Below are 18,916 nucleotides of genomic sequence, written 5' to 3'. Positions count from 1 at the left end.
CCCAGGAGGCACCTGCCGTGACCGTCGACCGCCTGCTGCCCACCGAGGAGGCGCAGGACCTGCTGGCCCTCGCCCGCGACGTGGCGGACAAGGAGCTGGCCCCCCGCGTCGACGAGCACGAGCGCGCCGAGACCTACCCGGAGGGTCTGTTCGCCACCCTCGGTGAGCTGGGGCTGCTCGGCCTGCCCTACCCCGAAGAGCTGGGCGGGGGCGGGCAGCCCTACGAGGTGTACCTGCAGGTGCTGGAGGAGTTCGGCGCCCGGTGGGCGGCGGTGGCGGTCGCGGTGTCGGTGCACGGGCTGGCCTGCCACCCGCTGGCCGCCTTCGGCACCGAGGCGCAGAAGGAGCGCTGGCTGCCGGCGATGCTGGCCGGCGAGCTGGTCGGCGGGTACTCGCTGTCCGAGCCGCAGGCCGGGTCCGACGCCGCCGCCCTGGCCTGCCGGGCCGAGCGCACCGAGGGCGGCTACCGGGTGACCGGCACCAAGTCCTGGATCACCCACGCCGGGAAGGCCGACTTCTACGCGCTGTTCGCCCGCACCGGCGAGGGCTCCCGCGGCATCTCCTGCTTCCTGGCCCCCGGGCAGGTCGAGGGGCTGGCCTTCGGCCGGCCCGAGGACAAGATGGGCCTGCACGCCATCCCCACCGCGATGGCCACCTGGGACGGCGCGCTGCTGGAGGCCGACCGGCTGCTGGGCGCGGAGGGCCAGGGGCTGTGCATCGCGTTCTCCGCGCTGGACTCCGGCCGCCTCGGCATCGCCGCGGTCGCCGTCGGGCTGGCCCAGGCGGCGCTGGACACCGCCGTGGACTACGCCCACGAGCGCAGCACCTTCGGCCGCCGGATCATCGACCACCAGGGGCTGGGCTTCCTGCTCGCCGACATGGCCGCCGCCGTCGACACCGCCCGGGCCACCTACCTGGACGCCGCCCGCCGCCGCGACGCCGGGCGCCCCTACGGCCGGCAGGCCAGCGTGGCCAAGCTGGTCGCCACCGACGCGGCGATGCGGGTGACCACCGACGCCGTCCAGGTGCTCGGCGGCTACGGCTACACCCGGGACTTCCCGGTCGAGCGGTACATGCGCGAGGCCAAGGTCATGCAGATCTTCGAGGGCACCAACCAGATCCAGCGCCTGGTGATCAGCCGGTCGCTGGCCCGCTGAGGTCCGGCGACAGCACGGGCAGCACCAGCCGCGAGGGGTGCGCGGCGTCGCAGGACACCTCGAACCGGCAGGGCCGCCCGGTCCTGGCGGTGCCCAGCGGCTCGCCGGTGCCGGGGTTGCGGGCGAAGCGGGGGAACGCCCCGCCGGCCACCTGCACCCGCAGCCGGTGCCCGGCGCGCACCCGGTAGGCGGTCGGGAACAGCTCCACGTCGACGGCGAGCACGCCGTCGTCCCCGACCGTGACGTCGCCGGCCGGCACCGTGCGCGGGTCCAGCCGGCGGATGCCGTCGACGACGTTGCGGGACACGCCCCGGGCGTCGACGTCGCACAGCCGCACGAACACGTCCGCGTGCGGGAGCTCCGTGCGGACGTGGACGACGGCACGCACCGGGCCGACCACGTCGAGGTCGGCGGGCAGCGGCGGCCCGGTGAAGACCAGCACGTCCGCGCGGCGCTCGACCGCGCGGTTGTCCGCCTGCCCGCCCGGCGGCTGCAGCAGCGGCCCGCCGACGGTCGGCGTCGGGTCGGCCGGGTCGTAGGTGAAGACGGCCGGTGCCGGGTCGCCGGTCTCGGCGTCGGCGGTGAGCCGGCCGCCGGCGCGCAGGTGGTGGGCGACCGGCCGGCTGCCCGGCGGTGGCCAGGTGTCGGCCGCCAGCCAGGTGCCGGCCTGCTGCAGGAACAGCCGCACCGGCGGTCCGGCCGGCGCCGGTCCGCCGCGCAGGTGGTGGTGCAGCCACGCGGCGTCGGTGCGCAGGACCGTCGCGACCTCCGCGGGCGCGGCGTGCAGCCAGGGTCCCACGGTGACCCGGGCCGGCACCCCGGCGGCGTGCAGCCGGGCGACGTCGGCCAGCTGGCCCGCGGCGAACAGGTCCCACCAGCCGGTGACCATGCTGACCGGCGGCATGCCGGCGAGGTCCGCGCCGTCGTGGTCGGCGACGTCCCAGAAGCGGTCGCCGGGGCCGGCGTGGGTGACGAAGTCCCGCCAGAACGGCACCGGGGCGCCGACCGCGGCGGTGTCGGCGGCCTGCAGCGGCAGCCGGCGCAGCGCCCGCGCGATCCGCGCCCGCCGCCGCGGGCCGGGCACCGTGGCCAGCGGGCCGCCGGCCTCCTGGCGGCCGATCTGGGCCGACCAGGTGAGCGCGTTGCGCAGCAGCGGGGCCCCGTGGTCGTAGAACGCGGTGGTGACCCGCGCCGCGGTGACGTGCGGGGAGACACAGACCAGTGGGGGGTCGGCGTAGGGCGCCACCGCCCACTGGGTGTGCCCGAAGTAGCTGGCGCCGGTCATGGCGACCCGGCCGTCGCACCAGGGCTGCGTGCGCAGCCAGGACACGGTGGCCAGTCCGTCGTCCCGTTCGGTGGTGAACGGGCGGAAGTGCCCGCCGGACCCGAAGGTCCCGCGGGTGGACTGCACGAACAGCTGGAACCCGCGCCGGGCCAGCGGGGCGGCGAACAGCCGGCCGACCAACCCCGCCCGCCCGTAAGGCAGCCGCACGAGGACGACGGGCAGCGGGCCGGCGGCCCGCCGCGGGGCGTAGCGGTCGCCGAGCAGGTCGACCCCGTCCGGCATCGGCACGGCGAGGTCGCGCTGCACCGTGTACGGCGTCGCGCGCAACGGCAGCCCCAGCACCGCGTCGGCGAGCAGCCCGCCCAGCCCGGCCCGCACGGTCACGCCCGCCCCCTCCGTCCGCGGCGCCGGTGACCCGGGCCGCTCCCGACGCTGCCGCACCGGGCGCCGTCCCGCCCGGTGACCGACCAGACGGGTGGTGTCGCCCCGGAGCTCCGGTGCCCGGGGCGCATGGCCGCCGCCGACGGGGGCATGATGCGGACGGCACCCGGTGCCCAGCGCGCCGGGCGGGAGGTCATCGAGGAGCGACACCGTTCCCGGAGGGAGCTGGCCATGACATCGGTCGAGGACTCGCGCGAGGTGGGCGGGGCCGCCGCGCCGCTGGACCTGCTGCTCACCCAGGCGGCCACCAGCACGGTGCGCCGGTTCTCCCCGGGCAGGCCGGGGCTGCGCTTCCTGAGCGGGCTGGCCCGCCGCCCGGACCGGGTGGCCGCGCGGGCCCGGTCGCTGGCCGGGCAGCTGGCGCAGATCGCCGTCGGCACCTGCGACCTGGCCCCCTCCAGCCGGGACAAGCGCTTCGCCGACCCGGCGTGGAAGGAGAACCCGGTGCTGCGCCGGCTGGTGCAGGCCTACCTGGCCACCGGGGAGACCGCGCTGGGGCTGCTGCACGACGTCCCGCTGGAGTGGGCCGACGCCGAGCGGGTCCGCTTCGCCGGCACCAACCTCGTCGACGCCCTGGCGCCGAGCAACAACCCGCTGATCAGCCCGGTCGCGTGGAAGGCCTTCATCGACACCGCCGGCGCCAACGTCGTCCGGGGCCCGCGCAACCTGGTGCGCGACCTGGCCAGCACCCCGCGGGTGCCGACCATGGTCGACCCGGACGCCTTCGAGGTCGGCCGCGACCTCGCCGTCACCCCCGGCTCGGTGGTGCTGCGGACGCCGGTGTTCGAGCTCATCCAGTACCGGCCGACGACGCCGACCGTGCGCAGCGTGCCGGTGCTCGTCGCGCCGCCGACGATCAACAAGTACTACGTGCTCGACCTCGCCCCCGGGCGCAGCATGGTCGAGCACCTGGTCGGCCAGGGCCAGCAGGTGTTCATGATCTCCTGGCGCAACCCCGACGCCCGGCACCGCGACTGGGGCTTCGACACCTACGCCACCGCCATCATCGAGGCGATCGACGCGGCCGCGGAGATCACCGGGCAGGACGCCGTCCACCTGATGGGCGTGTGCTCCGGCGGCATCCTGTCGGCGATGACGGCCGCCGTGCTGGCCGCCACCGGCCGCCAGGAGAAGCTGGCCAGCCTCAGCCTGCTGGTCACCGTGCTGGACCAGACCAGGGCCGGCCTGCTCGGCGCCTCGATCGACGAGGACGCCGCCGCGCAGGCGGTGGCCGCCTCCCAGCGCCAGGGCTACCTGGACGGGCGCAAGCTGGCCGAGGTGTTCGCCTGGCTGCGGCCCAACGACCTGATCTGGAACTACTGGATCAACAACTACCTGCAGGGCAAGCGGCCGCCGAAGTTCGACATCCTGTTCTGGAACTCCGACACCACCCGGATGGCCGCCCGGCTGCACGCGGACTTCGTGGGCATGACCTCGCGCAACGCGCTCACCCACCCCGGGGCGGTGACGGTGCTGGGCACCGAGGTCGACCTGGCCCAGGTCACCCTGGACTCCTACGTGCTGGCCGGCTCCGCGGACCACATCTGCCCGTGGCAGTCCTGCTACCGCAGCAGCCAGCTGCTCGGCGGCAAGGTGCGCTTCGTGCAGTCGACCAACGGGCACATCGCCGCGCTGGTCAACCCGCCGGGCAACCCGAAGTCCAGCTACCGGGTCACCGACGACAACGCCGTCCCGGCCGAGGACTGGACCGACACCGCCCGCACCGAGAAGGGCTCCTGGTGGCCGGACCACGCCGCCTGGCTGGGCGAGCGCTCCGGGCCGGACAAGCCCGCGCCCGAGGAGCTGGGCAGCCCCCGGTTCCGCGTCCGCGAGGCCGCGCCGGGCAGCTACGTGCGGGACTCGTGAACCGGCACCGGACGCAGGGGGGACGGACGTGACACTCACCGAGGGCAGCAGGGACACCCGCGCCGAGGGCGCCCGTGACACCGCCGCGGCGGGCAGCAGGAACCCGCTGGCCGACGGCATCGGCCACGCCCTGTCGACCGACTACTTCCTGCTGCGCGAGGACCTCTCGCGCGAGCAGATGGACTTCCTGCTGCGCACCCGCGCCTTCGTCGAGGACGAGGTGCTGCCGGTGATCAACGACTACTGGGAGCGCGCGGAGTTCCCCCGGGAGCTGGCCCGCAAGCTGGGCGCCGCAGGGCTGGTCGGTGACGGCATCGAGGGCTACGGCTGCCCGCCGATGGACGCGCTGTCCGCCGGGCTGGTGCACATGGAGCTCAACCGCGGCGACGGCAGCCTGGGCACCTTCCTGGGCGTGCAGGCGGGGCTGGCGATGAAGTCGATCGCCATGCTCGGCTCGGAGGAGCAGAAGCAGCGCTGGCTGCCCGCCATGGCCCGCTGCGACGCGCTGGGCGCCTTCGCGCTCACCGAGCCCGACCACGGGTCGGACTCCATCGCCCTGGAGACCACCGCCCGCCGCGACGGGGACTCCTGGGTGCTGGACGGGTCGAAGAAGTGGATCGGCAACGGCAGCATCGCCGACGTCGTCGTCGTCTGGGCCCGCGACACCGAGGACGGCCAGGTCAAGGGCTTCCTCGTGGAACAGGGGACGCCGGGCTACCGGGCGCGGCGGATGGAGGGCAAGGGGTCGCTGCGGGCCGTGTGGCAGGCCGAGATCGAGCTCGAGGGCGTGCGCGTCCCGGCCGAGAACCGGCTGCCCGGGGGGCAGAGCTTCAAGGACACCGGCGCGGTGCTGGCCACCACCCGCGGCTCCTGCGCCTGGATGGCCCTGGGCCACGCCGTCGCCGGGTACGAGGCCGCGCTGACCTACGCCGGGCGCCGCAAGCAGTTCGGCCGGCCGCTGGTGGAGTTCCAGCTCATCCAGCAGCGGCTGGTCGCCATGCTGGCCAAGGTGACCGCCATGCAGCTGTACTGCCGACGGCTGGCAGACCTGGCCATGGCCGACCGGATCGCCCCGACGCTGGCGGGCCTCGCCAAGGCGCACAACACCGGCACCGCCCGGGAGGTGCTGGCCGAGGCCCGCGACCTGCTCGGCGGCAACGGCATCCTGCTGGACTTCCACGTCATCCGGCACATGGCCGACATCGAGTCGATCCACACCTTCGAGGGCACCGAGACCATCCAGACCCTCATCGTCGGCCGGGACATCACCGGCGCGAGCGCCTTCACGTGAGCCGGTCCGCCCCGGTCGAGGTCCGCACCGTCGACCTGGGGGAGGTGCGGCTGCGGACGTCGGTCCGCGGCACCGGCCGCCCGCTGCTGTTGGTCACCGGCCTGGGCGCCAGCCTGGAGCTGGCCGAGCCCTTCGAGCGGGAGCTGGTCGCCCGCGGGCGGCAGGTGGTCAGCTTCGACGCGCCCGGCATCGGCGGCTCCACCCCCTACCGCAGCCCGCGGCGGATGCCGGGCCTGGTGCGGACGGTCACCCGGCTGCTGGACGCCCTCGGGCTGGCCCGGGTCGACGTGTTCGGCGTCTCCCTGGGCGGCGTGGTGGCCCAGCAGCTGGCCCGCCAGGCGCCGGACCGGGTGGGCGGCCTGGTGCTCGCGGCCACCGCGCCGGGGCTGGGCGGGCTGCCCGGGACGCCCGCGGCCCTGCTGCGGCTGGCGACGCCGCGCCGCCACCGCGACCCGGAGCACTACCTGCGCATCGCCGGGGACGTCTACGGCGGGATGGCCCGCACCGATCCGCGCCGGCTGCTGCGGTCGTCGGTGGACCAGCTGCGCGCGCCGTCGGCGATCGGCTACGCCGGCCAGCTCTACGCGGTCGCCGGCTGGAGCAGCCTGCCGTGGCTGCACGCCCTCCGCCAGCCCACGCTGGTCCTCGCCGGCGACGACGACCCGATCGTGCCGCTGGTCAACGGGCGGATCCTCGCCTGGCGCATCCCGGACGCGACGCTGCATGTCGTCCGGGGCGGCGGGCACCTGTTCATCCTCGAGCGCCCGGCGCAGATCGCCGAGCTGGTCACCGCGTTCCTCGACCGGGAGACGGCCGGCGCGCTCAGGGCTTGACGGCCAGCACCGGGCGGTCGGCGTCGAGCAGGATCCGCTGCGCGGTGCTGCCCATGAGCAGCTTGCCGACCGGTGAACGGCGGCGCAGCCCGATGACGATCACCGACGCGCCCAGCTCACCGGCCACCCGCACCACCGCGTCGGCGGTGTCGCCGGTGTGCGCCTCCTGGTGCACCTCGAGGGCGACGCCGGCGGCCGCGGCCCGTTCGGTGAGCGCCCGGACGACGTCCTCCCCGGCCAGGGCGGTGCTCACCGGCGCTCCCTCGCGCGGCGTGTTGAGCAGCACCAGCCGCTCCCGACGGCGGGCCGCCTCGTCGACGGCCGCGGCGTAGGCCGCGTCCCCCTCGGGCGTGGGGACGTAGGCGACCAGGACTGTCACACGGGCTCCTTGCTCTGGGCGGACGGGGCCCCACTGCGGTCGCTGGACCGCCGCCGGGGGAGGGCGGCCCGGAGCACGGGGTACAGGGCCACCACGAGGAAGAGTACGAGCAGCGTCCCGGAGATGGGCCGGGTGAAGAAGCCGGTCGGGTCGCCGGCGAACAGCAGCAGCGAGCGGCGCAGCGAGTCCTCCAGCAGGGCGCCGAGGACGAAGGCGAGCACCAGCGGCCCGGGGTCGAAGCCCAGCTTCTTCATCAGGTAGCCGAGGGCGCCGAAGACGACGACCAGCCCGATGTCGAAGACGTCGTTGTTCACCGTGTAGACCCCGATCAGCGTGATCAGCACGGTGATCGGCGCGAGGATCGTGGCCCGCACCCGCAGGATCCGCACGAACAGCCCCACCAGCGGGATGCTCATGACCAGCAGCAGGACGTTGCCGACGTACATCGAGTTGACCACGCCCCAGAACAGCTCGGGGTCCTGGCTGACCAGCTGGGGGCCGGGGCTCACGCCCTGGATGAGCAGCGCGCCGAAGATGACCGCCATCGTGGCGTTGGCCGGGATGCCGAGGGTCAGCAGCGGGATGAACGACGACGTCGCCGCGGCGTTGTTGGCCGACTCCGGCGCCGCGACGCCCTCGACGGCGCCCCGGCCGAACCGCTCGGGGGTCGCCGACCGGCGCTTCTCCACGGCGTAGGACGCCAGCGAGGCCAGCGTCGCGCCGCCGCCGGGGAGGATGCCCAGGACGAAGCCGAGCACCGAGCCGCGGCCGATGGCGCCCGAGGACCGGCGCAGGTCCGCGCGGGACGGCCAGACGTTGGCGACCGTGGCCGGCGCGTGCACCGTCCGGTGCCGTTCCTCCAGGTTGTAGAGGATCTCGCCGAGGCCGAACAGGCCCATCGCGATCGGCACGAAGTCCAGGCCGTCGGCGAGGGACAGGTTGTCGAAGGTGAACCGCTCGGCGCCGGTGAAGCCGTCGCGGCCGACGGTGGCCAGCAGCAGGCCGACGCAGGCGGCGACGACGGCCTTGAGCCGGTCGCCGCTGCTGACCGTGGCGACCAGCAGGATGCCCAGCAGGGCCAGCGCCGTGTACTCCGGCGGGCCGAAGTCCAGGGCGAAGCCGGCGACCAGCGGGGCGACCACGGAGAGGGCGACGATCGAGACGGTGCCGCCGATGAACGAGCCGATCGCGGCGATGCCCAGCGCGGTGCCGGCCCGGCCGTCGCGGGCCATGGCGTGGCCGTCGAAGACGGTGACCACCGAGGACGCCTCGCCGGGCAGCCGCAGCAGCACCGAGGTGATGGTGCCGCCGTACTGGGCGCCGTAGAAGATGCCGGCCAGCATGATGACCGCGGTCACCGGCTCGATGCCGATGGTGATCGGCAGCAGGATCGCGATGGTCGCCGCCGGGCCCAGGCCCGGGAGGACGCCGACCAGCATGCCGATGACGACGCCGATCAGGCAGTACAGCAGGTTGGTCGGCTCGAGGACGACGGTGAAGCCGTCGAGCACGGGGGCCAGGTCCATGGCGCGGTCAGCGCCCCTTCCTAGAACAGGTGCGGGATGGGGACGGACAGGGCCGCGACGAAGACCAGGTAGAAGGCGACCACCACGGCCAGGCTCGTGACGATCGAGGTGCGCCAGCCCTCGTGGCCCAGGAAGCGCAACCAGGTGAGGGTGAGCAGCGCGGCGGGGATCTCGAAGCCGATCACCGGCAGGACGAGGACGAAGACGACCATGGTCGCCAGGCCCGCGAGCACCAGCCAGCTGGTGGCGGTGAAGCGCTCCGCGTCGTCCGTGCGCCGGGCGACGGCCAGCAGGGCCACGCCCAGGACGACGACCACGGCGCTGACCAGGAGCGGCCAGGTGCCCGCCGCCGGGGCCGCCGCGCTGCCCACGTCGAGCCCGAGCGAGCCGGTCACGGCGGCCACCCCGAGGAGGACCACGGCGGCGGCGACCACCAGGTTGCCGAGCGTCCCGGTGGCCGGTGGGCGGCCCTCGTGCTCCTCGGCCTGGACCCGGTGGACGGCCTCCTCGAGGTCGAAGCCGCCGGGCGGGCCCTCGGCGGGCACCGGGCGGGCGCCGGCGGGGGAGGCCCCGGCAGCCGTGCGGCCGCCGGTGTCCCCCGGGCCGTGGGCCCCGGAGGGGGAGCTCACTGCTCCGAGCCGAGGTCGATGGAGTACTCCTCCAGGACGCTGCGGTACTCCTCGAGGTTCGACGTCCAGGTGGTGCGGACCTCCTCGCCGTCGACCTCGTAGGGGGTGAGCTGGTTGTCCTCGTTGAACTGCTGGTAGGCCTCCGACTCGAAGGCCGTCCGGAACGCCTCCTGCAGCGTCTGCACGACGTCGTCCGGCGTGCCCTGCGGGGCGAAGACCGCGCGGGACTGCTGCACCGGCACGTCGTAGCCGGCCTCGATCGCGGTCGGGGTGTCGGGCAGGTAGCTCGGCCGCTCCTCGGCGAAGGTCACGATCGGGGTCAGCTCACCGGCCTCGATCTGCTCGATGGCCTCGCCCAGCTGGATGGAGCCGACGTCGACCTGGCCACCGAGCACCGCGGTGAGGGTCGGTGAGCCGCCGTCGAAGGGCACGGCGGTGGCGTCGATGCCCGCCTGGGCGAACAGCAGTTCCTGAGACAGCTGGCTGCCGGTGCCGACACCGGTCGTCCCGAAGGTGACCGGGCGGCCGGCGGCGGCGAGGTCCTCGACCGTGGCGAAGCCCGAGGACGGCGCGGTGACCAGCACGTAGTCGTCCAGGCTCAGGCCGCTGACGATCTCGTAGTCGGCGATGTCGGGCGCCTCGCCCTCGCCCACGGCCAGCGGGGTGATGTAGGCCAGGCTGCCGTTGTAGACCATCAGGGTGTGCCCGTCGGGCTCCGCGTTCGCCAGCTCCTGGGCGGCCAGCGCCCCGTTGGCGCCGGGCCGGTTCTCCACCGTCACGGGGACGCCGAGGTCGTCGGAGGCGCCCTCGGCCAGGGCGCGGGCGATGAGGTCGGTGCTGCCGCCCGGGTCCTGGCCGACGAGGACGGTGATCGGCTCCTCGCCGGGGAACTCGCCCTCGGCGGCCGCGCCGCCGCCGACGTTGCCGCCGCAGGCCGCCAGCGAGAGGGCCAGGGCCAGGCCGGAGCCGGCCGTCGCCCACCGGCGTGCGCGAGTGGAGGTGGTCATGGGAGGTCTCCTCGGAGGAGCAGCCGGGGCCGGGCCGCGGGCAGTGTGAGTGGCGTCACGGACGCCTGGTCGTCGGCGAGCCTAGGAACGGGCGCTCATGCCTGTCCACGACCATTGAGGCATTGATTGATACCTTTCCGGCATGGCGTTCACGCTGGAGCAACTGCGCGGCTTCGTCGCCGTCGCCGACGAGCTGCACTTCGGCCGGGCGGCGGCGCGGCTGAGGATGACCCAGCCGCCGCTGAGCCGGCAGATCCAGAAGCTGGAGCGGGTCGTCGGCGCCCAGTTGCTCGAGCGGGACAACCGCCGGGTCACCCTCACCACCGCCGGCCAGGTGTTCCTCGTCGAGGCCCGCCGGCTGCTCGGCCTGGCCGATTCGGCCCCCGAGCTGGCGCGCCGGGTGTCGTCGGGGGCCAGCGGTGTGGTCCGCATCGGGTTCACCGCCGCGTCGGCCTACGGGGTGCTGGGGGAGCTGCTCAACGACCTGGCCCGGGACCTGCCCGGCGTCGACGTCGACCTCGCCGAGATGGTGACCCGCGAGCAGGTCGCCGGGTTGCTCAACGAGGACCTGGACCTCGGGCTGGCCCGGCCGCCCTTCGACGAGGAGGCCTTCGGGCACCGGCTGCTGCACCGCGAGGCGCTGCTCGTGGCCGCCCCGGAGGGGCACCGCCTGCTGGAGCTGGGCCGGCCGGCCACCGCCGCCGACCTCGCCACGGTGCCGGTGGTCATGCACTCCCCGACCCGGGCGAAGTACTTCTACGACCTGGTGGCCGGCGTCGCCCCGGTCGCCGCGGAGAACACCGTGCTCACCGTGAGCCAGGTGCTGACCATGCTGTGGCTGGTGGCGGCCGGCCGGGGCGTGGCCTTCGTGCCGGCGTCGGCGGCGCGGCTGCCGATCGCGGGCGTGGGCTTCGTCCGGCTGGAGACGCCGGTGGCCGAGCCGGTGGAGCTGCACCTGCTCTGGGCGAGGGGTTCGAAGAACCCCGCGCTGTGGCGTGCGCTCGCGGTGCTCGGCGGAGACTCCGGCGGTACGTGATACCCGCGGGGCATCGCATGATGCGGAACAGCTCTTGGACACGCATCGTTCGCGGTTCCTACGGTGGCCGCGACCACAGCCCGCGCCGCCGGACGCCTCCGGCGCGGACCCGTCGGACCCAAGGACGCCCCGTGACGCTGCTGCCCCCCGATGCCCTCGCCGACCGGTTGAGGTCCGGCCTGCTCTCCTTCCCGGTGACCCACTTCGACGCCGAGCTGCAGTTCGACGAGCCGCGGTACCGCGAGCACCTGGCCTGGCAGGCGGGGTTCGACGTCGCCGGGCTGTTCGCCGCCGGTGGGACCGGGGAGGGCTTCTCCCTGACCCCGGCGGAGATCGACCGGGTGGTCCGCGTCGCCGTCGACGAGGTGGCCGGCCGGGTACCGGTGGTCGCGCCGGCCACCGGGGGCACCGCCGTCGCCGTCGCCCAGGCCCGGGCCGCCCGGGACGCCGGCGCCTCGGGGCTGCTGCTGTTCCCGCCCTACCTCACCGAGGCCAGCCAGCGCGGCCTGGTCGAGCACGTCAGCGCGGTCTGCGACGCCACCGACCTCGGCGTCATCGTCTACAGCCGGGCCAACGCGGTGCTCACCGACGTCACCGTGGCCAAGGTCGCCGACCGCAACCCCACGCTGATCGGCCTCAAGGACGGCGTGGGCGACATCGAGCAGATGACCCGTACCTACGCCCGCGTGGGCGAGCGGCTCGTCTACGTCGGCGGCCTGCCCACCGCGGAGACGTTCGCGCTGCCGCTGCTGCAGCTGGGCGTGAGCACCTACTCCTCAGCGCTGTACAACTTCCTGCCGGAGTTCGCGCTGCGGTTCTACGCCGCCGTGCGTGCCCAGGACCACGGGGCGGTGTACTCGATGCTCAACGACTTCGTCATCCCCTACCTCGACATCCGCGACCGGGCCAAGGGCTATGCGGTCTCCATCGTCAAGGCCGGTCTCACCGCCGTGGGGCGCGACGGCGGCCGGGTGCGCCCGCCGCTGTCGGACCTCACCGAGGCCGAGCTCGCCGAGCTCACCGCGCTGGTCGACAAGGTCTCCTGACCCCCCGCTCCGGACCCGAGAGGACGGCTGTGACCCGCACCCCCACCGTGGCCCGCGTCGAGGTGGTGCCCGTCGCCGGGCACGACAGCATGCTGCTCAACCTCAGCGGCGCGCACGGCCCCTTCTTCACCCGCAACATCGCGGTCGTCACCGACTCCGCGGGCCGTACCGGGGTGGGGGAGGTGCCCGGCGGCGAGGCGATCCGGCGCACCATCACCGACGCCGGCGAGCTGCTCACCGGGCAGCCGGTCGCCCGGTACGGGTCGCTGCTGCGCTCGGTCGCGGCCACCTTCGCCGACCGGGATGCCGGCGGCCGCGGGCTGCAGACCTTCGACCTGCGCACGACGATCCACGCGGTGACCGCGCTGGAGTCCGCGCTGCTGGACCTGCTCGGCCAGCACCTCGGCGTGCCGGTGGCCGAGCTGCTGGGGGAGGGGCAGCAGCGCGACAGCGTGCCGGTGCTCGGCTACCTCTTCTACGTCGGCGACCGGCACGCCACCGACCTGCCCTACCTCACCGAGCCGGACCCGGCCGACGACTGGGCGCGGCTGCGCCGGGAGCCCGCGCTCACCCCGGAGGCGGTCGTCGCGCTGGCCGAGGCCGCGCAGGCCCGCTACGGGTTCACCGACTTCAAGCTCAAGGGCGGCGTGCTGGCCGGGGCCGAGGAGGTCGCCGCCGTCCGAGCCCTGGCCCAGCGCTTCCCCGAGGCGCGGATCACCCTGGACCCCAACGGCGGCTGGCTGCTCACCGAGGCCGTCGACCTGTGCCGCGACCTGCACGGGGTGCTCGCCTACGCCGAGGACCCGGTCGGCGCCGAGGGCGGCTACTCCGGCCGCGAGGTGATGGCCGAGTTCCGCCGGGCCACCGGGCTGCCCACGGCCACCAACATGGTCGCGACCGACTGGCGGCAGATGGCTCACGCCGTCCGGACCAACGCGGTCGACATCCCGCTCGCGGACCCGCACTTCTGGACGATGCGCGGCTCGGTGCGGGTCGCCCAGCTGTGCTCAGACTTCGGGCTGACCTGGGGCTCGCACTCCAACAACCACTTCGACGTCTCCCTGGCCATGGCCACCCAGGTCGGCGCCGCCGCCCCCGGGGCGATCACCGCCCTGGACACGCACTGGATCTGGCAGGACGGGCAGGCGCTCACCCGCTCGCCGCTGCAGATCCGCGACGGCGCCATCGCCGTCCCCACCACCCCGGGCCTGGGCGTGGAGCTGGACCGTGACGCACTCGCCGCCGCGCACGAGCTGTACCTCGAGCACGGCCTCGGCGCCCGGGACGACGCGGTGGCGATGCAGCACCTGTTGCCCGGCTGGCAGTTCGACCCCAAGCGCCCCGCCCTCGTCCGCTGACCCCCTGACCCCGGAGACCGCCGTGACCCTCGTGCAGGACGTCCGCCCCAGCCCGCCCGCCGTCCTCGACCGGATCGAGTCGGTGACCCTGTCCTCGGTCACCCTGCCGCTGCCGCACGCGATCAGCGACGCCAAGGTGTTCACCGGCCGCCAGCGGCCGATGACCGAGGTCGCGTTCCTGTTCGCCGAGGTCACCACCGAGGGCGGGCACGAGGGCGTCGGGTTCTCCTACTCCAAGCGGGCCGGCGGGCCGGCCCAGTTCGCCCACGCGACGGAGGTCGCGCCGGACCTCATCGGCGAGGACCCCAGCGACATCGGCCGGCTGTGGACCAGGCTGGTCTGGGCCGGCGCCTCCGTCGGCCGCAGCGGCGCCGCCACCCAGGCCATCGCCGCCATCGACGTCGCACTGTGGGACCTCAAGGCCAAGCGGGCCGGCCTGCCGCTGGCCAAGCTGCTGGGGGCGCACCGGGACTCGGTGCGCTGCTACAACACCTCCGGCGGCTTCCTGCACGAGTCGGTCGAGCAGGTCTGCGACAACGCCACGCGGACGCTGGAGTCCGGCGTCGGCGGCATCAAGGTCAAGGTGGGCCTGCCGGACACGGCGGAGGACCTGCGCCGGGTGCGCGCCGTCCGCGAGCACCTCGGCGACGGCGTGCCGCTCATGGTGGACGCCAACCAGCAGTGGGACCGGCCGACCGCCATGCGGGTCGGCCGCCGGCTGGAGGAGTTCGACCTGTTCTGGATCGAGGAGCCGCTGGACGCCCACGACACCGAGGGGCACGCTCAGCTCGCCCGCTCGCTGGACACCGCGATCGCCTCCGGGGAGATGCTCACCAGCGTCGCCGAGCACGCCGAGCTGATCCGGCACGGCGCGGTCGACGTCCTGCAGCCCGACGCCCCCCGCGTCGGGGGCATCACCCAGTTCCTGCGGCTGGCCACCCTCGCCGAGGTGGCGCACCTGCAGCTCGCCCCGCACTTCGCCATGGAGATCCACCTGCACCTGGCCGCCGCCTACCCGATCGAGCCGTGGGTGGAGCACTTCGACTGGCTGTACCCGCTGTTCGAGGAGCGCCTGGAGACCCGCGGCGGCCGCATGTACGTCCCCGACCGGCCCGGCCTGGGCGTCACGCTGAGCGAGCAGGCCCGCGCCTGGACGGTCGACCGCGTCACCGTCGGCGCCGTCCGCTGACCCGCCCGTCCCGACCTTCATCGCGATATTGGCCGACCACGAAGGAGCACGTCCCCGCATGTCCGACGTCGTCAGCACCGACCCCCGCACCGGCGAGGCCGTCGAGGTGGTCGCCCGCGAGACCACCACCGCCGAGGTGGACCGGCTGTGCGCGGCCGCGCTCACCGCGGCCCCCGGCCTGGACGCGCTCGGCCGCGCCGGGCGGGCGGCGCTGCTGCGCGCCCTGGCCGACGCGCTGGAGGCCCACCGCGCCGACGTGGTGGCCCTCGCCGACCGGGAGACCGCGCTGGGCGCCACCCGGCTGGGCGGCGAGCTCACCCGCACCGGCTACCAGCTGCGGCTGTTCGCCGAGGTGCTGGAGGAGGGCAGCTACCTGGAGGCGGCCATCGACCGGCCCGGGGACACCCCGATGGGCCCGCGGCCGGACCTGCGCCGGATGCTCGTGCCGATCGGCCCGGTCGCCGTCTTCGGCGCGAGCAACTTCCCGCTGGCCTTCTCCGTGCCCGGTGGCGACACCGCCTCCGCGCTCGCCGCCGGCTGCCCGGTGGTCGTCAAGGCGCACGGCTCGCACCCGGCGACCTCGCAGTCGGTCTTCGACCTGCTGGACGCCGCCGCGCGCGAGGCCGGGGCGCCCGACGGCACCCTGGGCATCGTGCACGGGCTGCAGGCCGGCGCCGACCTGGTCGCCCACCCCGCGATCCGCGCCGTCGGCTTCACCGGGTCGGTCACCGGCGGCCGCGCACTGCTGGAGGTCATCGAGCGCCGCCCGGACCCGGTGCCGTTCTTCGGCGAGCTGTCCAGCCTCAACCCCGTCGTGGTCACGCCGGCGGCCGCGGCCGAGCGGGCCGGCGAGCTCGCCGCCGGGCTGGTCGGCTCGTTCACCCTCGGCGGCGGCCAGTTCTGCACCAAGCCGGGGCTGGCGTTCGTGCCGGCCGGCCCCGACGGCGACGCCGTGGTCGACGCGATGGCCGAGGCGGTGCGCGACACGGCCGCGCCGGTGCTGCTCAACGAGGGCATCGCCGCCTCCTACGGGCGGATCTCCGACGGTCTGGCCGACGCGCCCGGCGTGCAGGAGGTCGCCCGCGGTGGGGACCCGTCGGGGCGGGGCTTCGAGGCGGTGTCGCGACTGCTGCAGACCCGGGCCGGCGACCTGCCCGCCGAGGTCACCGAGGAGTGCTTCGGGCCGGTGGCGGTGGTGGCCCGCTACGCCGGTGAGGCCGAGCTGTTCGCCGCGCTGGGGAGGATGCCGTCGTCCCTGACCGCCACCGTGCTGCGCGGGACCGGGGAGACCGAGCTGCCCCTGGCCGTCTCCCAGGAGCTGCGCACCCGTGCCGGGCGGCTGGTCTACGACGCCTACCCGACCGGTGTGGCGGTCTCCTGGGCGCAGCACCACGGCGGGCCGTGGCCGTCGACGAACTCCCAGCACACCTCGGTGGGGACGACGGCGATCCGGCGCTTCCTGCGCCCGGTGACCTGGCAGGGGGCGCCGCAGGAGGTCCTCCCGCCGGAGCTCACCGACGACTTCGGTGGCATCCCGCGGCGCGTCGACGGCGTCCTGCGGCTGCCGTGACGCCGCGCCCTGGGTGCCGACACCGACCGGCACCGGCTGTGCGCGCTGAGCCGGACGGGGCGACGTGGCGCGCGGGTCGAGCCGCCCCTCTGGGCCGCCTCGTCGACGGCCGCGGCGTGGGCCGCGCCCTCCTCGGGCGTGGGGACGCAGGCGACCAGGACCGTCCCACGGGTCCCTCGGGGTCGGTGGCGGCGGCCGGGACGAACGGCGCAGCGCGACCAGGACGGAGACGACCAGACGTGTCCCGGAGATCGGGTGGGTGGGGGACCGTGCCCGGCGGCACGCTGCTCAGGTGCCGGCGTCCGGCCGCTCGACGACCGTCGTCCATGGCCGGCGCCCACGTCGCACGGCGTCGATGAAGCCTCGTTTCGCGGCTGTGTAGGCCTCCCGGTCGCCGGTGTGCTCGGCCGCCAGCTGCCTCTTGAGGTCGGCGTACTGACGCACCAGTCCGGGGTCCTGGCGCAGGGCGTCGCGGAACGTCAGTTGCTGGGCCCACCGCTCGCTGTCCGGGGCCATCAGGTGGAGGTGGGCCGCGCGGGTGTCGTTGACGACGTGGACCAGGAATCGGCGCCACGGCCGGGCGTCCAGTTCGGGCGGGACGAGGCGCCATTCCTCGCCGAGGGCCTCGACCACCAGGGGCGCGCAGTCGAGGTCGGCGACCGCGGCCTGCAGGTCCAGGATCGGCTTGGCCGCGAGGCCGGGCACGGCGGTCGACCCGACGTGCTCCACCGGGGCGACCAGCCAGGCGGCGAGCGCTGCGTCCAGGTCCCGGCAGGCCTGCTCACCGCGCCGTTGCCACTCCGGGTCGGCCGGGTGGATCTCCACGCGCTCGGTCGCCCACGCGGGCCAGTCCGCCACACCACGGATCGTCCCTGATCGGGCCGACCGGTGCGGCTGTGGTGGGCGGGACGGGTGCGTCGCCGGTGCCGGCCCTCGCTGTGGCTCGCGCTGCACCGGTCGTCCTGCAGCCGCTGCGCCCCGGTCCGCTGCCTGTACCGGCCACGTGGTCCTCCGGGCCGGTCGCGCCGGAGTTCCGGGGCGTGCTGCACCACGGCCGGGCGTCGTCGCCAGCCACCGTGGTGCACCGGCTCGGCGCGTCGGTGGCGGAGCAGGACTCCAGCTGTCAGGTCCTCGACGACGACGCGACGGACCGAGCGCCGGCGGCGTCCGTGCCGGGGGGCGTTTCCGCGGGAACGCCCCCGACCCGACCACGTCCCCGCGGGCAACGCCAGGGCACCCGGTGCCGTTCGTCAGGGAGGTCAGGGAGGCGCCGTCGCGGTCGCACGCGGCTGGGCGGTGCCCGCCGGCGCCGTCGCCGTACGGGCCCACCGCAGGGACGAGGGACGCCGCGTCCGCTGGCGCCACGTGTCCTGCCCGGGACCGCCGACCCGGTCTGCCCGCCGCCCGGCGGGGCCACGACCGGTGGCCGCGGCCCGCGTGCGACGGGCCGGGATGACCGCCGCGGGTCCCCGGCGGTGGGTGCGGTGACGGGGCGTTCCCCGGGGGACGGGCCTGCGTGAGGGACGGGGCCGACCGCCCCGACGGCGCGCGGGCTCCCGGGGCGCCCCGACCGGGGAGCCCGGCGCACGGCGCCGACTCGAGCGGTCAGGCGCTGATGCGGCCGCTGCGCTGCTGCAGGCGCAGCCGGCGCCGCTCCCGCTCGGACAGGCCGCCCCAGATGCCGAAGCGCTCGTCGTTGGCGAGGGCGAACTCGAGGCACTCCGCCCGGACGGCGCAGCCGCTGCAGACGCGCTTGGCGTCGCGGGTCGAGCCGCCCTTCTCCGGGAAGAACGCCTCCGGGTCGGTCTCCGCGCAGAGCGCGTCCAGGCGCCACGAGGCGTCGCCGACGGGGGACAGGTCCGTCCACGGCGAGGCGTCGTGGCCGGTGGCCGGGGAGTGGTCGCTGACCAGGGCCAGGTGGGGGCGGGCGAAGACGGACACGCGGAGCTCCTCGGGGAGGGGGAGGGTCGTACCACCCGTGACGGACCGGTACGAACTGGTTGCTGGAGGTGACGTTACGGAGGTGGCCGCCTGCCGCGCACTGGCACAAGGTGAGGGGAATGCGGGTCGTCTCTTGGCGTCATCTGTCCTCGCCGGGGCCGCCCCGGCGCGTCACCGTCCGGCGCTGGTGGGCGCAGCCGCGGGGACGCCGTCCGGGCCCGCCGCGCAGGCGGCCGACCGGTCGCCGTGGGCGGTGCCGTCCCACCCGTCGGGACGCGTGCCGGCGGTCCTCCGGTGGCCGGTGGCGGCGCGCGGAGGGCCGATCGTCGGCGACCCGGAACGGCCCGTAGCGGACGGTCCCG

16 protein-coding genes are annotated in these 18,916 nt (G+C 75.3%); 9 read left to right on the top strand and 7 right to left on the bottom strand.

The window, feature by feature from the left end:
• Positions 1 to 17 precede the first annotated feature (17 nt).
• Entirely contained in the window at positions 18 to 1,157 is a 1,140-nt protein-coding gene (locus RTG05_RS11505; protein WP_166528743.1) for an acyl-CoA dehydrogenase family protein, read from the top strand.
• On the opposite strand, the gene RTG05_RS11500 is transcribed toward RTG05_RS11505, so the two are convergent.
• Positions 1,135 to 2,826 (bottom strand): CocE/NonD family hydrolase, encoded by a 1,692-nt coding sequence (locus tag RTG05_RS11500; RefSeq protein ID WP_208104918.1) that lies wholly within the window; start codon positions 2,824 to 2,826, stop codon positions 1,135 to 1,137. The two genes, RTG05_RS11505 and RTG05_RS11500, sit on opposite strands and share 23 nt — an antisense overlap.
• 228 nt (positions 2,827 to 3,054) lie before the next feature.
• Between RTG05_RS11500 and RTG05_RS11495 the strand changes: the two genes are divergently transcribed.
• From RTG05_RS11495 to phaZ, 3 genes are read left to right on the top strand one after another with little or no spacing between them, the layout of a single operon-like run.
• A complete protein-coding gene (locus RTG05_RS11495; protein WP_166528742.1) occupies positions 3,055 to 4,749 on the top strand; it encodes a PHA/PHB synthase family protein in 1,695 nt (564 codons plus the stop codon).
• Positions 4,750 to 4,777: 28 nt separating this feature from the next.
• The gene (locus tag RTG05_RS11490) at positions 4,778 to 6,040 is read left to right on the top strand and encodes an acyl-CoA dehydrogenase family protein (RefSeq protein ID WP_315911809.1); all 1,263 of its coding nucleotides are present in this window, start codon (positions 4,778 to 4,780) and stop codon (positions 6,038 to 6,040) included.
• Positions 6,037 to 6,873 (top strand): poly(3-hydroxyalkanoate) depolymerase, encoded by an 837-nt coding sequence (gene phaZ / locus RTG05_RS11485; RefSeq protein WP_166528741.1) that lies wholly within the window; start codon positions 6,037 to 6,039, stop codon positions 6,871 to 6,873. Before RTG05_RS11490 ends, phaZ begins: the two co-directional genes overlap by 4 nt.
• On the opposite strand, the gene RTG05_RS11480 is transcribed toward phaZ, so the two are convergent.
• Genes RTG05_RS11480 through RTG05_RS11465 form a run of 4 tightly spaced genes read right to left on the bottom strand, consistent with a single transcriptional unit; the run spans position 6,863 to position 10,414 of the window.
• Positions 6,863 to 7,252, bottom strand: coding sequence for a universal stress protein (locus RTG05_RS11480; protein ID WP_166528740.1), 390 nt, complete (start codon positions 7,250 to 7,252; stop codon positions 6,863 to 6,865). The two genes, phaZ and RTG05_RS11480, sit on opposite strands and share 11 nt — an antisense overlap.
• A complete protein-coding gene (locus RTG05_RS11475; protein ID WP_166528739.1) occupies positions 7,249 to 8,778 on the bottom strand; it encodes a tripartite tricarboxylate transporter permease in 1,530 nt (509 codons plus the stop codon). Before RTG05_RS11475 ends, RTG05_RS11480 begins: the two co-directional genes overlap by 4 nt.
• Before the next feature lie 20 nt (positions 8,779 to 8,798).
• Positions 8,799 to 9,407: a tripartite tricarboxylate transporter TctB family protein gene (locus RTG05_RS11470; protein WP_315911808.1), complete on the bottom strand. Its 609-nt coding sequence runs from the start codon at positions 9,405 to 9,407 to the stop codon at positions 8,799 to 8,801.
• The gene (locus tag RTG05_RS11465) at positions 9,404 to 10,414 is read right to left on the bottom strand and encodes a tripartite tricarboxylate transporter substrate binding protein (RefSeq protein ID WP_166528737.1); all 1,011 of its coding nucleotides are present in this window, start codon (positions 10,412 to 10,414) and stop codon (positions 9,404 to 9,406) included. The genes RTG05_RS11470 and RTG05_RS11465 overlap by 4 nt, the downstream gene beginning before the upstream one ends.
• A 142-nt stretch (positions 10,415 to 10,556) precedes the next feature.
• Between RTG05_RS11465 and RTG05_RS11460 the strand changes: the two genes are divergently transcribed.
• From RTG05_RS11460 to RTG05_RS11440, 5 genes are all read left to right on the top strand, one after another.
• The gene (locus RTG05_RS11460; RefSeq protein ID WP_166528736.1) at positions 10,557 to 11,450 is read left to right on the top strand and encodes a LysR substrate-binding domain-containing protein; all 894 of its coding nucleotides are present in this window, start codon (positions 10,557 to 10,559) and stop codon (positions 11,448 to 11,450) included.
• Between the two features lie 131 nt (positions 11,451 to 11,581).
• Complete coding sequence (gene kdgD / locus RTG05_RS11455; protein WP_166528735.1) at positions 11,582 to 12,496, top strand: 5-dehydro-4-deoxyglucarate dehydratase; 915 nt, start codon at positions 11,582 to 11,584, stop codon at positions 12,494 to 12,496.
• Positions 12,497 to 12,525: 29 nt separating this feature from the next.
• Positions 12,526 to 13,854 carry an enolase C-terminal domain-like protein gene (locus RTG05_RS11450; RefSeq protein ID WP_166528734.1) on the top strand — a complete coding sequence of 443 codons (1,329 nt, stop codon included), beginning with the start codon at positions 12,526 to 12,528 and terminating at the stop codon, positions 13,852 to 13,854.
• A 22-nt stretch (positions 13,855 to 13,876) separates the two neighbouring features.
• Positions 13,877 to 15,043 (top strand): L-talarate/galactarate dehydratase, encoded by a 1,167-nt coding sequence (locus tag RTG05_RS11445; RefSeq protein ID WP_166528733.1) that lies wholly within the window; start codon positions 13,877 to 13,879, stop codon positions 15,041 to 15,043.
• A 58-nt stretch (positions 15,044 to 15,101) separates the two neighbouring features.
• The gene (locus RTG05_RS11440; RefSeq protein ID WP_166528732.1) at positions 15,102 to 16,613 is read left to right on the top strand and encodes an aldehyde dehydrogenase (NADP(+)); all 1,512 of its coding nucleotides are present in this window, start codon (positions 15,102 to 15,104) and stop codon (positions 16,611 to 16,613) included.
• A 288-nt stretch (positions 16,614 to 16,901) separates the two neighbouring features.
• Here RTG05_RS11440 and RTG05_RS11435 read toward each other — a convergent pair whose 3' ends face one another.
• Both RTG05_RS11435 and RTG05_RS11430 read right to left on the bottom strand, forming a co-directional pair.
• Positions 16,902 to 17,471: a GrpB family protein gene (locus RTG05_RS11435; protein ID WP_315911807.1), complete on the bottom strand. Its 570-nt coding sequence runs from the start codon at positions 17,469 to 17,471 to the stop codon at positions 16,902 to 16,904.
• Between the two features lie 747 nt (positions 17,472 to 18,218).
• Positions 18,219 to 18,470 (bottom strand): WhiB family transcriptional regulator, encoded by a 252-nt coding sequence (locus RTG05_RS11430; RefSeq protein WP_208105048.1) that lies wholly within the window; start codon positions 18,468 to 18,470, stop codon positions 18,219 to 18,221.
• Positions 18,471 to 18,916 lie beyond the last annotated feature (446 nt).

Origin of the sequence: Geodermatophilus sp. DSM 44513, from assembly GCF_032460525.1 — a bacterium.
Taxonomy (GTDB): domain Bacteria; phylum Actinomycetota; class Actinomycetes; order Mycobacteriales; family Geodermatophilaceae; genus Geodermatophilus.
This window is presented reverse-complemented; position numbering and strand designations above follow the sequence as displayed.